Consider the following 14,376-nt stretch of genomic DNA (forward strand, 5'->3'; position numbering starts at 1 on the left):
ATGGAAATCAAGGACTTGGAATCGCTTTGGTCTGAGATGGACCAGGAACTAAAAAATCAAAAGGAACTCACAAATTCGTTAATTATGGAAATGACACAACAAAAATACTCGAACAAATTTCAAAAGATCTCCGTTGTTGAGACCCTCGGAGGCATTATTTGCGTACTGGCAGGGATCTATCTCCTGTTTAATTTCCAGGCTTTAGATACATGGTACCTGCAGCTCTGCGGCATTGTATCCGTGATCGTACTTTTTGTGTTGCCCGCAGTTACTCTCAGGTCGTTATACCGGGTACAATCGATCAAAATTGCCGATAAAACCGTATCGGAGACCATTGCAGGTTACGTAAAGGCCAAAAACCGATTACTTTTCCTGCAGAGGCTTGGGATCTACCTCAGTTTTGCACTAATGCTGACCATCCTGCCGGTGGCGAGTAAAATCAGCAGCGGGAAGGACCTTTTCCTTGAGTCATCGGCCTGGTATATCTACATCCCTGTAATGGCTGTTTTCCTGTTCTTCTTTGCCCGCTGGGGATATGGATGCTACAAGAATATCACCCAGTCTGCGGAAGATCTTCTCCGGGGGATGGAATAGACAGCCGATGAAAAACCTCATTAGCCTCCCTGTTTGGGAGGCTTTTTTGTTTTCGGGGGATGGTAATTCTTTGAACCGTATGAGGATTGCATAATATATTCTGTTATTTTAGAGAAAACTAAACACAATTCCCTTATGAAAAGAATGCGCTTTATGCTGTTTTTCCTGATGCTCTCCCTGAGCGTGACCTATGCCCAGGAATCAGTATTTGAGAGACTGGAAGAGATAGCGGTGGTCGACCAGAAGGTGATGATGCCTATGAGAGACGGAATTAGGCTCGCAACTGATATCTATCGCCCTAAAGGAGATGGAAAATTCCCTATAATCTTTTCCAGGACCCCCTATAACTTTAATTCCTGGGGGGATGGGGAACAGCGCACAAGGACTGCCCAGCGGGCCCTGGAAGCGGTGGAAAGGGGATATGCCTATGTGGTACAGAACGAACGTGGGAGGTATTACTCCGAAGGGGAGTGGGATATCCTGGGAGTTCCCCTCACCGATGGATACGATGCCTTCTCCTGGATGAGTCAGCAACCCTGGTCTAACGGCAAGATAGGCTTGCTCGGCTGTTCTTCTACTGCCGAATGGCAAATGGCTGTCGCCGCTTTGGATCACCCGTCACTGGGAACCATGGTCCCACAGGGGTTTGGAGCAGGAGTAGGCCGGGTAGGAGATTTTATGGAACAGGGAAACTGGTACAGGGGAGGTGCGGAACAGATGCTCTTCTTTGCCTGGTTATACGGGGTGGAACACGACGTCTTTAAGCCGAGGATCCCGGAGGGGGCTACGCAGGAAGACCTGATAAGGATCTCCCGTTTTTACGACCTCGCTCCTGAAAATCCTCCGGTCGACATGGCGGAGGCATTGAAACATTTGCCAATACAGGACTTTATCAAAAGCATTTCCGGAAAGAAAGAGATCTTCGAAAAGATGGTCAGGCGTAAGCCCAATGATCCCGCTTGGTTTGAAGGGGGTCTTTACCACGACGATATGGAGATCGGTATCCCGGCTTTCTGGTTCGCCAGCTGGTATGACGTTTCCATCAGCCCGAACCTGGCCCTTTTCAATCATGTGCGAAACAATGCTAAAGACGCCCAAGTAAGAGACAATCAGTATCTCGTCATCGCACCCACCCTGCATTGTGCCTATACCCGTGCTTCGGAAAATACTGTGGTTGGGGAGCGGTCTGTGGGGGATGCCAGGCTCAATTATGACGAACAGATCTATGCCTGGTTCGATCTCTGGTTAAAAGGCGAAACGAATAAATTTAAGGAGGAAACACCCAGGGTACAATACTATACCATGGGCATCAATAAATGGAATAGTTCCGATTCCTGGCCACCGGCCGGAGCGAGGATGCAGACCTTCTATCTCCGGAGTGGGGGAAAGGCCAACAGCCTCTATGGGGATGGCAGTCTGAGTGAAAAGAAACCGGGTAAAAATGACACACCCGATACCTTCGTGTACGATCCCATGAATCCCGTGCCCTCCTATGGGGGAAATGTCTGTTGTACTGGGAACGCAGTCAGGGGAGGGGCTTTTGACCAGCAGGTTATGGAAACCCGGAACGACATCCTCGTATACACCTCGGATGTCCTGGAGGAAGGCGTGGAAGTGAGTGGTTTTATCGAGTCTACCCTCTACCTGTCTAGCGATGTGAAAGATACAGACCTCACCGTGAAACTGATCGATGTATACCCCGACGGAAGGGCATACAACCTTGACGAGACCATCCAAAGGGTGCGTTACAGGGAAGGATATGAAAAAGAGGTCTTTATGGAAAAAGGTAAAGTCTACAAGGTAGAATTAACGCCCATGGCAACGAGCAATTACTTTAAAAAAGGACATCGGATCCGTATAGAGGTGTCGAGCAGCAACTTTCCTCGCTTTGCGAGAAATCTGAATACAGGAGGGAACAATTACGATGAGAAGGAAGGTGTGGTAGCCACCAATACAATACATCATTCGGAACAATATCCATCCCAGATCAGACTTCCGATGGTCAAAGAATAGAAATGAACAGGCTGCTTAGTGAAGAGAGAAAATCAGTATAGAAAGGACATATGATCTCAGCATTTAAATACAGCCTTGGAATTGCCCTAGCGTGTTTAGGCGGTGTTAGTATTTATGCTCAGGAAAGCGCCATGGAAAAAAGGCAACAAATGGTGGAACAACAATTGGCAGGCCGGGATATCACAGACAGGGCCACCCTGAAAGCCATGGCGAAAGTTCCCCGGGAAGCCTTCGTGCCCATTTCACAGAGGCCTTTCGCCTATGAAGACAGGCCCTTGCCTATTGGTGACGGACAGACGATCTCACAACCCTATATGGTGGCTTTTATGACACAGGCGCTCCGACTCAAATCTTCGGACAGGGTGCTGGAAATAGGTACTGGCTCGGGATACCAGGCAGCTGTCCTTTCACAGATCGTAGATACGGTTCACACCATTGAGATTATCCCATCCCTGGGAAAGAGGGCAGAGAGGATCCTGAAAGAACTGAATATCGAAAATGTGCAGGTCCGGATCGGCGACGGGTATTTCGGGTGGGAAGAAAAAGCGCCTTTTGATGCCATCATCGTAACGGCCGGGGCAGAGAGTATACCCCCAGTACTGGTCGATCAACTTGCCGAAGATGGGGTCATGGTGATTCCCGTAGGCCCCCACAGGGGGATAAGACAACTCATACGCCTGACCAAGAAAAAAGGCAAGATCCGGACTCGCTCCCTTATGGAGGTGCGCTTTGTTCCCTTTGTGAGGAATTAGGCTAGGTCTGGTCTTCATCTGCACTTCCATACTCTCTGATTTTTACCCCTGGAAGAAATCGTGTTATCCCATGTAATATCGGGGTGTTTTTGTAGTTTTTAAGCGGAAAAAATAGTACATTACAAGGTGGTTTATACCCGGCAGGAACAACCTGTTTTCAACAGATGATTCCCCTGCCATTTGACCTGTCCCGGAGGCGATCTGAATCTTTCAGGATTAGGGAGGAAGTGATATTAATAACGACCTAAATATTCTGTACTATGAAAGTATTTGACGATAAGCACATCAAAAATGTCGTATTTGTGGGCGCCCACCAAAGTGGGAAGACCACCTTGTCTGAGACCATGCTGTTTGAAGCCGGTCTGATCAACCGAAGGGGGACCGTGGAAGGTAAAAATACAGTGTCGGACTATCACGACATCGAACACGAGAGAGGTACCTCTGTTTTCGCAACTCCCCTTCATACAGAGTGGCGAAATTACAAGATCAACATCATAGACACTCCCGGACTCGATGACTTTGTTGGAGAGATTATTTCTTCCATACGGGTGGCCGATACCATACTTACGGTGATCAATGCCCAGAACGGGGTGGAAATTGGAACTGAGATCATTTGGGACTACATCGATCGCTACCAAAAGCCCACGGTATTCGTGGTAAACCAGATAGACCATATGAATGCCAATTTCGACATGAGTTTCAAAAGCATCAAGAACCTTGTCGGGAACAACGCGGTACTTATTCAGTACCCCCATAAGATCGATGGAGCCCAGTGCATCATCGACGTGCTTAAAATGAAGTGCTACAAGTTCGGACCTGAAGGAGGAAAGCCTGAGAAATTGCCCATCCCCGAGGATCAGGCAGAACGGGCAAACATGCTCCACAATGAACTGGTTGAAAAAGCAGCCGAGAATGACGAGGCACTGATGGAGCTCTTCTTTGATAAAGGAACACTCAATGAGGATGAGATGAGGATGGGGATCAAGGCCGGGATGCTCAACCATGAGCTCTTTCCGGTATTTTGTGTCTCTGCCCTCAATGATATGGGTAGTGGCCGGCTCATGGGATTCATCGACAATGTGGCTCCGGCCGCAGCTGATCTCAAACCAGAGCAAACCGTCGAAGGAAAGACCCTGGAAAGGAAGAAGGAGGCACCTACCACGCTTTTTGTCTTTAAGACCGTGTTTCAGCCCAGTCTGGGTCAGATCACCTTCTTCAAAGTGAAATCCGGAGAGGTCAAGGTAAACGACAAGCTGGTGAATTCGAGGAACGGGGAGACCGAAGTCCTCAACCAGCTCTTCATCATGGATGGGAAGAACCGAGAACCGGTTAATAAACTGACGGTAGGGGACATTGGAGCCAGTCTTAAATTAAAATACACGGAAACCAACGATACGCTCCATGAAAGCGGATCTCCTGCAACCATAAAACCTATAGATTATCCCGAACCCCGCACCCGCAGGGCGGTTTCTGCCAAAAAGAAACAGGAGGAGGAAAAACTCAGTGATGCGCTCAAAAAGATTCACAGTCAGGATCCTACCGCAGTGGTAGAATACTCCAAAGAACTCCGTCAAATGATCCTGGGATGCCAGGGGGAATTGCATTTGGCTACTATCGACTGGAGCCTGAAGAACAACTACGGCATCGAAGCGGAATTCGAGGCGCCAAAGATCGCATACAGGGAAACCATCCAGAGGTCTTCTGCCTCCAGTTACCGTCATAAGAAACAATCCGGAGGTGCCGGGCAATTCGCCGAAGTACACCTTAAGATAGAACCCTGGAAGGAAGGCATGCCGGAGCCTGTTGGATTCAATATTCGCGGGAAGGATGAGATAGACCTGCCCTGGGGTGGAAAGCTCGTTTTCTACAACTGTATTGTAGGCGGGGTTATCGATGCCAGGTTCCTACCCTCTATCAAGAAGGGGATTCTGGAGGTCATGGAATCAGGGCCACTCACGGGTTCATTTATCAGAGACGTACGGGTCATGGTCTACGACGGGAAGATGCACCCGGTCGACTCCAACGACATCGCCTTTAAGATCGCCGGGGCACACGCCTTTAAAGAAGCCTTTATGAATGCCAATCCAAAACTGCTTGAGCCTGTACAGGAAGTGACCGTAAGGGTGCCTGAGGAAACGGTTGGAAGTGTGATGACCGACCTGCAATCGAGACGGTCCATCATCCAGGGTATCGATAGTATCGACCACTTCCAGATCCTGAAATGTGCGGTCCCGGAAGCAGAATTGTACCGGTATTCCACAGATTTGAGGTCTCTAACACAAGGGAAAGCAACCTTCAGTGCTGTATTCTCTTCCTTCAAAGCGGTGCCTACTCATATCCAGCAGGATCTGGTAGGTTCCCACGACAAATAGGAAGATCTTGAGGGGCAAATTAAAGGCTGTCGCGGTTTTTGAGTCATCGTGTAGGTTTTGACTTCCAACAACTACATAGATTTCCATTGCCATCCTTCATTGAAACCCTTTGGGAAGAGTTTCAATATATCTCCAGTGGGTCAGAACAGTGCAGATCGCAGGCGTAATTCATGTATATGGCGTTACGATCCTCCTTCGGCCTTCGATAAGGTCCTGAACTATCTGAGCGGTCTGACCAAATTCTCCCAGTCGAATTTCACTGCCCTGACGCTGGGAGGAGTAGATACGGTCTGTGTTTCCCTTTATCCCCTTGAAAAATGGTTTATCCGAAATAAGATGAAGAATGAGGTCATCCTGGACCTTGCATCCAACTTTGCCCTTGGAATCGGGGCAAAAAGGATAGACCATATACAGGAGATGCAGGACTATTTTGCAGATCTTCTCTTGCAATACGACTATTACAGACAACTGGATGGAAAGGTCTTTCGGATTGGAGGAAACAAGGTTCGCTACAAACTGGTTCGCTCTTACGATGAGCTTGTGGAACTCAGAAAGCAGCAAGATAGTACCGAGATCAGGACGATTGCTGTAATCATCAGTATAGAGGGGTTCCATGTCCTGAACACGGGATTGAGAAAAGATCCTGTGGAAGCAGAGGTGCTTCAAAATTTAAATGCCATTAAAGATTGGGAGTTCAGGCCATTTTTTGTCACGATAGCCCATCATTTTTGGAATGACCTCTGCGGTCACGCTCCAAGTCTGACAGGAGTGATCACAAAGTATGCGAACCAGGACGAAGGTCTGGATTCCGGGTTTACTTCCCTGGGCTGGAAAGTACTGGAACGTATGCTGGACAATGAGGAAGGAAAACGTATCCTGCCGGATATCAAGCATATGAGTGTCCGGGCACGGCAAGAGTACTACAATTTTCTGGAAAGCCCTGAGAGGAAAGGACAGGACATCCCCTTAATCATCAGTCACGGAGCATGCAACGGACTTAGATCGGTTTCAGATCCGGTGCAGGCACACCCACAGACCGCTGCACCCCTTAATCCTGTTGCTATCAACTTTTATGATGAGGAGATCATCCGTCTTGCGAGATCCGGTGGAATCATTGGCCTTCAGCTCGATGAGAGGCGCATAGCCAACAAGGATACTCTAAAGCGCACAAAAAGGTCGATCTACCGCCATAAGATCATGCATTACCGATCCGAGTTATTGTGGAACCAGGTAAAGCATATCCTGACCGTGCTGGACGCCGAAGGGTTATTCGCCTGGGATTGTATGGCTCTGGGTACTGATTTTGACGGCATTATAGATTCACTCAATAGCTTCTGGACAGCCGAAGAACTGCCTTTTCTGGCAGATTTCCTGGAAAGACACGCCTATAATTATATGAAGAAGGCAGAGTTAAAGGTTCCGGAAAACCACATCGCGGCCGATGAGATCGTACAACGGATCTTCTCTTCCAACGGACACCGGTTCCTTTCCGGTTATTTCCGGTAAAGACGCGAGGATTTACGGACTACTCATCTTAGGAGTCAGGAGATAAAAGAAAAATCAGTACCTTCCTGAAAATTGTGGTTCGCTATGGAAATCTTCGTCAAAGTACTTCAGGTTATTGTAGGTATCAGTATCCTCAATGTTTGGTTGATCCAATACAATAAAGCAACGCGATGGAGGGGAGGGGATGCTAAAACCATCCTCGAAGAGTTCAGGGTTTATGGCCTTCCGTCCTGGTTTTGTTATGTGGTAGGTACCCTCAAGGTATTCCTTGCGATCCTCCTGATCCTCGGAATCTGGTACCCTCAACTAAAACTGCCCGCGGCATCAGGGCTGGCACTTCTCCTGGCTGGTTCCATCTCCATGCATTTCAGGATCAATGACCCGCTGATCAAATCCTTCCCGGCCTCACTTTTTCTAGCCATGTGCCTCATCATAATTTTTTACGGCTAAGACACCTGTTTCTCCCTCTGGTTTGGTATCTCGAATTGACTATTTTTGAGCCATGGTAAAACAGGATGTAAAGATCGGTATTATCGGTGCCGGACTCAGTGGCCTCTCTGCGGCTCTGAATCTCGAAAAAGCAGGATACAGCCCGGTGATCTTTGAAACCACCTCCGAAGTGGGGGGTAGGGTTAAAACGGATATCGTAGAAGGGTATCAGCTAGACCATGGATTTCAGGTGTTGCTGGATGCTTATCCCAAGGCCGTTGAGTACTTTGATTACAAGGATCTCAAACTGCAGCGCCTGTTGCCGGGAGCCCGTATCTTTACGGGAAAACGGACCGTTACAGTTGGCGATCCCACAAGGCACTTTCCCTTTTTTCTCCCTACCCTGGAGTCTGGCGTGGCCAGCTTAAGGGATATGTACCTGCTGTGGACCCTGCACAGGGAACTACAGGGGATGAGTGTGGAAGAGGTCTTTCAAATGTCCGAAATGACGACGGCTGAGTTCCTGAGTCAAAAAGGTTTTTCGGAGAAGATCCGGCGAAGTTTCTTCAGTCCTTTTTTCTCGGGTATCTTCCTCGAGCCTGATCTGAAGACTTCAAGCAGGATGTTTTGTTTTGTTTTTAAAATGTTTGGCAAGGGCTATGCCGTGATCCCAAGAAATGGGATGGCCGCCCTCCCGGCTCAATTGGCGAATAAACTCAATAACTCAGAGATTCGCTATAACTCTCTTGTAAAAAGGGTGGAGAAGGGGAAGATCGTTTTGGAGGGAGGAGCTGATTTCGCATTTGACGCTGCCCTCATAGCCGCTGATGCCGGTGGCCTGATACCTGATGAAGACGAAGATGAAATCCAATGGCACGGATGCGATACCCTTTACTTTGAAGCGGAGAAGCGCAGCATCTCAGAACCCCTGATCGGTCTCGTGGCAGATCCGGAGGCTCTGGTCAACAATATTTTCTTCCCTACAAGTGTTAAGAGCGCATCCAGGGGATCGAAAGAACTCTTATCTGTGACTGTTGTCAGGGATCATGAACTTTCTGAATCTGAGCTGGTCGAAAGGGTGAAAGGCGAATTGAAAGAGTTCTGTGGATTGGAGGACCTGCGTTTTCTGAAAAGATATCATATCAGGAAGGCTCTCCCAAAGGTGGACCTGTCCGGTATCAACCTGTCGGGGACCGTGAAAAAAATCGGAAAGAATGTATTTATGGCCGGAGACCACCTTTATTATGGGTCTTCCAACGCAGCCCTCCACAGTGGTGAGCAAGCGGCTCAGGCCATTTTGAAGTACCTGGGCACACGGACATAAAAAAAACCGCCACAAGGGCGGTTTGAAAGAAATTTATACTATCTATTCAGCCGGCATCACGACGGCATCAATGGCGTGGATCACCCCGTTTGAGGCTTCCACATCGGTTATAACCACCATACTTGCATTTCCTTTGGCGTCAATGACCTTCACCTTTTCCCCATCAAGGGTCAGGGTGAGCTTGTCTCCCTGTACGGTCTCTATCACAAAGGTGCCATCATTGGTGTTGATAGCCTCGATCACGTCGGCAGCAGGAAACTTCCCTGCCACTACATGGTAGGTGAGCAGGTTGATCAAGGAAGCCTTATTCTCAGGCTTTAAGAGATTTTCTACGGTTCCTTCGGGAAGTTTGGCAAAACTTTCATTGGTAGGAGCAAACACTGTAAATGGTCCTTCACTACTTAAGGTTCCCACCAGGTCTGCAGCCTGTACGGCAGCAACAAGAGTACTGAAGTTCTCATTTCCGCTCGCAACCCCAACGATTGTTTCGAGGCTTGCAGGTGTTTCTTCAGCAGTGATGTTTTCTGTCATTTCAGTTCCGGTCAGCTCTTCGGATTTATTCTCTTTTTTTGCTTCCCCACAAGAGATCATAAATAGACCTGTCAGGAATAATACTTTAAATACTTTCATTGATATAATTTTAGATTCGAGGGAATATACCAATTGAAAAGAGAAGAGGTTATTAAATAATGTTTAAAATATTAACTAAAAAGTTAAACAATATTAAAACCTTGACCCAAGATCGTTTCAAGGCTTATATTCTTGGGTAAAAGACCAGATAGAATCGCCTTCTTCTTCGTATTTTCGTAAAACTTCAAACTCAGGAACATGAAAAAACTTGCCTCAATAGCTATTATCACAATTACTTTGTTCGTCCTTGCCTGCAAAACAGATAAAAAGGAAAAGTCAATGCCTGAACCGATGGCACAAGAATCGAACCTGATAGGGGAAGAAGTGACCTACGCAACGGATACAACTTCCATGAAGGGCTATCTCGTCTATGACAGTTCCATTTCCGGCAACAGGCCGGGTATCCTGGTAGTACACGAATGGTGGGGCCACAATGATTACACACGAGAACGCGCCCGAATGCTGGCAGAAATGGGATATACCGCCCTGGCTGTAGACATGTATGGTGATGGAAAGCAGGCCCTGCATCCTGATGATGCGGGTAAGTTCTCGGGGATGGTCATGAGAAACATCGATGCGGCCAAAGCTCGTTTTGACGCTGCCCTGGAACTCCTGAAATCCCAGTCGACAGTAGATTCCACAAAAATCGCCGCCATAGGCTACTGTTTTGGCGGAAGTGTGGTCCTGACCATGGCAAATGCAGGAAAAGACCTCGATGCCGTTGCCGCCTTTCACAGTGGTGTGCAGCTACCTATTATGCCCAACGAGGGGATCAAGGCAAGGGTGCTGGTTTGCAATGGGGCTGCCGACCCTTTTGTGTCTGAGGAATCCATAAAAGCGTTCAAGGAGGCGATGGACGCTTCCGGGGCCGACTATGAATATATTGCCTACGAAGGGGCACAGCATGCGTTCACCAGCAAAGATGCGGATTCCCTGGGCCAGAAATTCAATCTGCCCCTGGCATATCAGGAAAAAGCAGATCTGGAATCATGGCAGGAATTGAAAGAACTATTGAATGAAACGTTTAATAAATAGTTAATAAATAATTAAAAAACAACGAGATAAGATGAAATTTACGAGAAAAGCGAATGCCCAGTGGTTCGGAGGTGGTAAAGATGGCAAAGGTCAGCTCACCACTGCGAGCACTGTATTGAACAAGACCCAATATTCCTTCAGTACCCGATTTGAAGACGGGGTAGGAACTAATCCTGAAGAGCTCGTGGGAGCGGCTCATGCAGGCTGTTTTGCCATGAAACTCAGTTTTCTGTTGGGAGATGCGGGCTTTACCCCTGATGAACTGAATGTGGACTCGACCGTTCTGTTCGAAGACGGGAACGTTACAGAGATCACACTCGACCTGAAAGGGAAAGTACCCGGAATAGGGAAAGACAAGTTTGCCGAGGTTGCGAAGCAGGCCAAAGAGACTTGTCCGATTTCACAGCTATTAAAAGCTAAGATCAATCTGAATGCGAGTTTGGTTTAAAAATCATATGGACTAACGATCTAAATGGGCCTCCGGGCCCATTTTTTAATGGTGATATTCAATCGTGCCATTCATCGAAAAACTGTCAAATTTTTATGGTATCCATTTAAGATACAATAGTTTAGGGGTCATTTTAAAACTGCTTATGTATGAGAACTAATTTTATTTATGCTTTTGTTCTGGGATTGTTGGTACTGGCAAGTTGCTCCAAATCAGAGACGAACTCTCCCGAAATGGGCTCCCTGTCAATTCAACTGACAGACGCCCCCTTTCCCCATGACATGGTGGCTGAGGCCAATGTGACCATTTTCAAGATCGAAGCGCGTTATCACGGAGATGACGAGGATTATGAGGGAGAAGGGGAGGAGCATTCCGGAATGGATGAAGAAAACAGCATGGAAGACGATTCCGAGTCGTCCTTTGTCGTCCTGATGGAGGAGGAGATCACGGTTAATCTCCTCGACCTCACCAACGGAGTTACCGAGACCCTGGTGGATGTGGATATCCCTGCAGGGGTGTACGACCTATTCCGTGTTTATGTCAGAGATGCTAATATTGTGCTTGATGACGAGAACAATACCACCTATGACCTCAAGTTTCCCAGCGGGGAATCTTCCGGGGTTAAAATATTCATCGATCCTCCACTGGTAGTGACCGGCGGATTGTCCGCAGACCTGCTGTTCGATTTTGACGTGTGCAGGTCTTTTGTGCCAAGAGGTAAGATGGGCACGGCAAATTTCAATGGCTTCAACTTTAAACCTGTAATAAAAGTAAGCAATCTCACTACAGCCGGCACATTGCAGGGAGTGATCTCCGCCGTGGGTGAAACTGAAATTATGCTCCTTGAAGGTGCTCAGATAACGGTAAGTCAGGAAGGAGAAGTTGTTACCACAACCTTTAGCGGGGAAAACGGAGGCTATGTGGTCATGGGCCTGGATGCCGGATTTTACGATCTGAGCGTGGAACTCGAAGGATACGATCCACAAACCCTTGAAGGGGTTGTGATCGACACGGGGAACTATACTACCGTCGATTTTGAGTTGCTCCTATCTGAGTAATCACAATAAAATGATTTTGATCATAAATGCGGGTCTGACGGCTCGCATTTTTATTTAAAGCTGAGTAGGCACTGATAGAAAAAGTATAGGTCCAATTTGGCAAAGAATGATTACTTTTCTTTGTTAATCAACGCATATCAAAAGCTCAGTTATGAAATTACAAGGGCAACATATTTTAGTTACCGGGGCATCCAAGGGCATAGGATACGCCATAGCAGACCATCTGTTACAACACAAGGCCCGGGTGGGTGTGCATTTTCATTCCGGAGAGTCGGCTGCTCAATCCCTTGCTTCCCGCTACGGAGAAAAGCAGGTGAGTGCCCTTAAGGCCGACCTGTCTAAAAGCGAAGAAGTTCCGGGACTCTTCAGTTCGGCTCTGGAGTCACTGGGATCAATTGATACCCTGGTCCTCAATGCAGGGGTGTTTATCCCGCACCCCATGGACATGGATGTAAGGGAATGGTATCGCATCTGGAAGCAAACCCTGGCGGTAAATCTGGATTCGGTGGGGTTATTGACGAAGTTGGCCCTTGACTATTTTATGGAAAAGAAGGAGGGAAGGATCATCTATATCGGAAGCAGGGCCGCCTTCAGGGGGGAAACAGAGGAATACCTGGCCTATGCAGCCTCAAAAGGCGGACTCACTTCCCTTGCCCGAAGCGTCGCGAGATCCTTTGGGAAATACAATATAAAGGCCTTTGTGGTGGCCCCGGGATTTACCCGTACCGCAATGGCTGAACAGTTCATAGGAGAATATGGAGAGGCGCGTGTTTTGGAAGAGCTCTCCCTCAACGAGTTGACTGAGGCTACAGATATTGCCCCTCTGGTAGGGTTTATGGCCAGCGGAGCCATGGACCACGCCACCGGCACTACCATAGACATCAACGCCGGCAGTTATATCCATTAAGAGTAAGGATATCCTCAAGCCCGATAAGAAATAGATGCCGTTCGGACATTATTTGCGCAGCTTCGTCCTTAAATCAGGCGGCGGTGTGCCGGGAACCGATTTCTTTGTGAGCGTTCATCGATAATGTATCCCTAACGTACAAAGATAACCAACCGACCAACCCGAAAAAGAGCGTCCCAAAGGCGCTCTTTTTTGATGGATCACTTCACTTTCCATTCCCTGTTGTCAGGCCGCTGAACTCTGATTATCAGGATAATTCACTATCTTGTATAGGAACATTCCGGCAATTCCTAAAAACCGATATTAACCAACCTAAAACCAAACTCATGAAATCAACTCATTTTACCACACTAATGTGCTCTTTGTTAATGTTAGTGTTTTGCTCACTGACTTATTCTCAGAGCAAGGATGTCGTTGTTATTACCTTAATTGTGGATCTTTCCCAATTAGGTGATGATCCAAACGACCCCAAAGGATTATCATTTTTTGAACTTGAACCCGGTTCCTCTACAGTGATAAGCAATATGGAAGCCAAGGATTATACGGTTACGGTAAACAATGGAACAAAGATCATATGGCAAGGTATTACGACCACCGGTGAAAATGTCAGAATCCTTAAAATCCAATACCTAAGTGGCGTCAATGCATTTGAAAGTGAAAAGATACGCCGTGGCCTATTTGGAAAAAGAGTGAGAAAGACAACCAAAAACAGGACAGGGGAAGGTTATTATGTCTATGAAATCAAATTCAGGCCGAAAAAAATGCAAAGGTACTATCTGGATCCGAAGATCAAGGTCAATTAGTCCATTTTCGGTCTAACAATATGAATCCTGCCCATTATGAGGAATTTCATGGTTTTGATGCTTCTCACTGGATTAATGTCCGCACACAGCATATTTGCTCAGGAGGTGCACACGATCGTTTTAAATATAGACACAAAGAACATCGTACCTGAAAATACATTGAGTTGGGCAGTCAGTGAGAATACTACGGTATTAAATTCAGGGGACAATGGGATCTTCACCATTTTTGCCAGGGTTGGAGACGAAATACATTGGGAGGCCAAGTCTCTTACGGATTCTGGAGTACCCGTCCGGTTCCTAGAATTAAATTATTTGGGTGGTCCAAGGATTTTTAGCCGTAATAAAATCGAGGCAAATGATTATCTCATGGCTACGGTGATAAGGGCAGGGAAAGAAAACTATATCTACCAACTGAAGTATCAAATAGGTAAAGAACCTAAGCAACATACCATTACTGGGCAGATTCGCACAGGAGAGTAATTAATTCGCATTAAGGCAAAACTTA

At 47.2% G+C, this 14,376-nt stretch carries 14 protein-coding genes; 13 read left to right on the forward strand and 1 reads right to left on the reverse strand.

Annotated features, from left to right (window positions below):
* The 7 genes from IEV19_RS01350 to IEV19_RS01380 all read left to right on the forward strand — a co-directional run bounded on the left by IEV19_RS01350 (position 1) and on the right by IEV19_RS01380 (position 8,990).
* Positions 1 to 594, forward strand: coding sequence for a hypothetical protein (locus tag IEV19_RS01350; RefSeq protein WP_188368910.1), 594 nt, complete (start codon positions 1 to 3; stop codon positions 592 to 594).
* A gap of 135 nt (positions 595 to 729) precedes the next feature.
* Positions 730 to 2,607: a CocE/NonD family hydrolase gene (locus tag IEV19_RS01355; protein WP_188368911.1), complete on the forward strand. Its 1,878-nt coding sequence runs from the start codon at positions 730 to 732 to the stop codon at positions 2,605 to 2,607.
* 50 nt (positions 2,608 to 2,657) lie between these two features.
* Entirely contained in the window at positions 2,658 to 3,359 is a 702-nt protein-coding gene (locus IEV19_RS01360; RefSeq protein WP_188368912.1) for a protein-L-isoaspartate(D-aspartate) O-methyltransferase, read from the forward strand.
* Between the two features lie 260 nt (positions 3,360 to 3,619).
* Complete coding sequence (locus tag IEV19_RS01365; RefSeq protein ID WP_188368913.1) at positions 3,620 to 5,731, forward strand: elongation factor G; 2,112 nt, start codon at positions 3,620 to 3,622, stop codon at positions 5,729 to 5,731.
* A gap of 135 nt (positions 5,732 to 5,866) precedes the next feature.
* On the forward strand, positions 5,867 to 7,237 hold the full coding sequence (locus IEV19_RS01370; protein WP_229732446.1) for an amidohydrolase family protein: 1,371 nt from the start codon (positions 5,867 to 5,869) through the stop codon (positions 7,235 to 7,237).
* An 84-nt stretch (positions 7,238 to 7,321) separates the two neighbouring features.
* On the forward strand, positions 7,322 to 7,687 hold the full coding sequence (locus tag IEV19_RS01375; protein ID WP_188368915.1) for a DoxX family protein: 366 nt from the start codon (positions 7,322 to 7,324) through the stop codon (positions 7,685 to 7,687).
* 52 nt (positions 7,688 to 7,739) lie between these two features.
* On the forward strand, positions 7,740 to 8,990 hold the full coding sequence (locus tag IEV19_RS01380) for an NAD(P)/FAD-dependent oxidoreductase (RefSeq protein WP_188368916.1): 1,251 nt from the start codon (positions 7,740 to 7,742) through the stop codon (positions 8,988 to 8,990).
* Between the two features lie 42 nt (positions 8,991 to 9,032).
* Here IEV19_RS01380 and IEV19_RS01385 read toward each other — a convergent pair whose 3' ends face one another.
* Entirely contained in the window at positions 9,033 to 9,620 is a 588-nt protein-coding gene (locus IEV19_RS01385) for a fasciclin domain-containing protein (RefSeq protein WP_188368917.1), read from the reverse strand.
* A 198-nt stretch (positions 9,621 to 9,818) separates the two neighbouring features.
* On the opposite strand from IEV19_RS01385, the gene IEV19_RS01390 reads away from it, so the two are divergent.
* The 6 genes from IEV19_RS01390 (at position 9,819) to IEV19_RS01415 (ending at position 14,351) form a co-directional block, all read left to right on the forward strand.
* Positions 9,819 to 10,655 carry a dienelactone hydrolase family protein gene (locus IEV19_RS01390; protein WP_188368918.1) on the forward strand — a complete coding sequence of 279 codons (837 nt, stop codon included), beginning with the start codon at positions 9,819 to 9,821 and terminating at the stop codon, positions 10,653 to 10,655.
* Positions 10,656 to 10,686: 31 nt separating this feature from the next.
* Positions 10,687 to 11,103, forward strand: coding sequence for an OsmC family protein (locus tag IEV19_RS01395; RefSeq protein WP_188368919.1), 417 nt, complete (start codon positions 10,687 to 10,689; stop codon positions 11,101 to 11,103).
* Positions 11,104 to 11,252: 149 nt separating this feature from the next.
* Entirely contained in the window at positions 11,253 to 12,161 is a 909-nt protein-coding gene (locus tag IEV19_RS01400; RefSeq protein ID WP_188368920.1) for a DUF4382 domain-containing protein, read from the forward strand.
* Positions 12,162 to 12,312: 151 nt separating this feature from the next.
* Positions 12,313 to 13,068, forward strand: coding sequence for an SDR family NAD(P)-dependent oxidoreductase (locus IEV19_RS01405; RefSeq protein WP_188368921.1), 756 nt, complete (start codon positions 12,313 to 12,315; stop codon positions 13,066 to 13,068).
* Between the two features lie 326 nt (positions 13,069 to 13,394).
* A complete protein-coding gene (locus IEV19_RS01410; protein WP_188368922.1) occupies positions 13,395 to 13,871 on the forward strand; it encodes a hypothetical protein in 477 nt (158 codons plus the stop codon).
* Positions 13,872 to 13,907: 36 nt separating this feature from the next.
* Complete coding sequence (locus tag IEV19_RS01415; protein WP_188368923.1) at positions 13,908 to 14,351, forward strand: hypothetical protein; 444 nt, start codon at positions 13,908 to 13,910, stop codon at positions 14,349 to 14,351.
* The last annotated feature ends 25 nt before the right edge of the window (positions 14,352 to 14,376 follow it).

The organism is Muriicola marianensis (assembly GCF_014638095.1).
Taxonomy (GTDB): Bacteria; Bacteroidota; Bacteroidia; order Flavobacteriales; family Flavobacteriaceae; genus Muriicola; species Muriicola marianensis.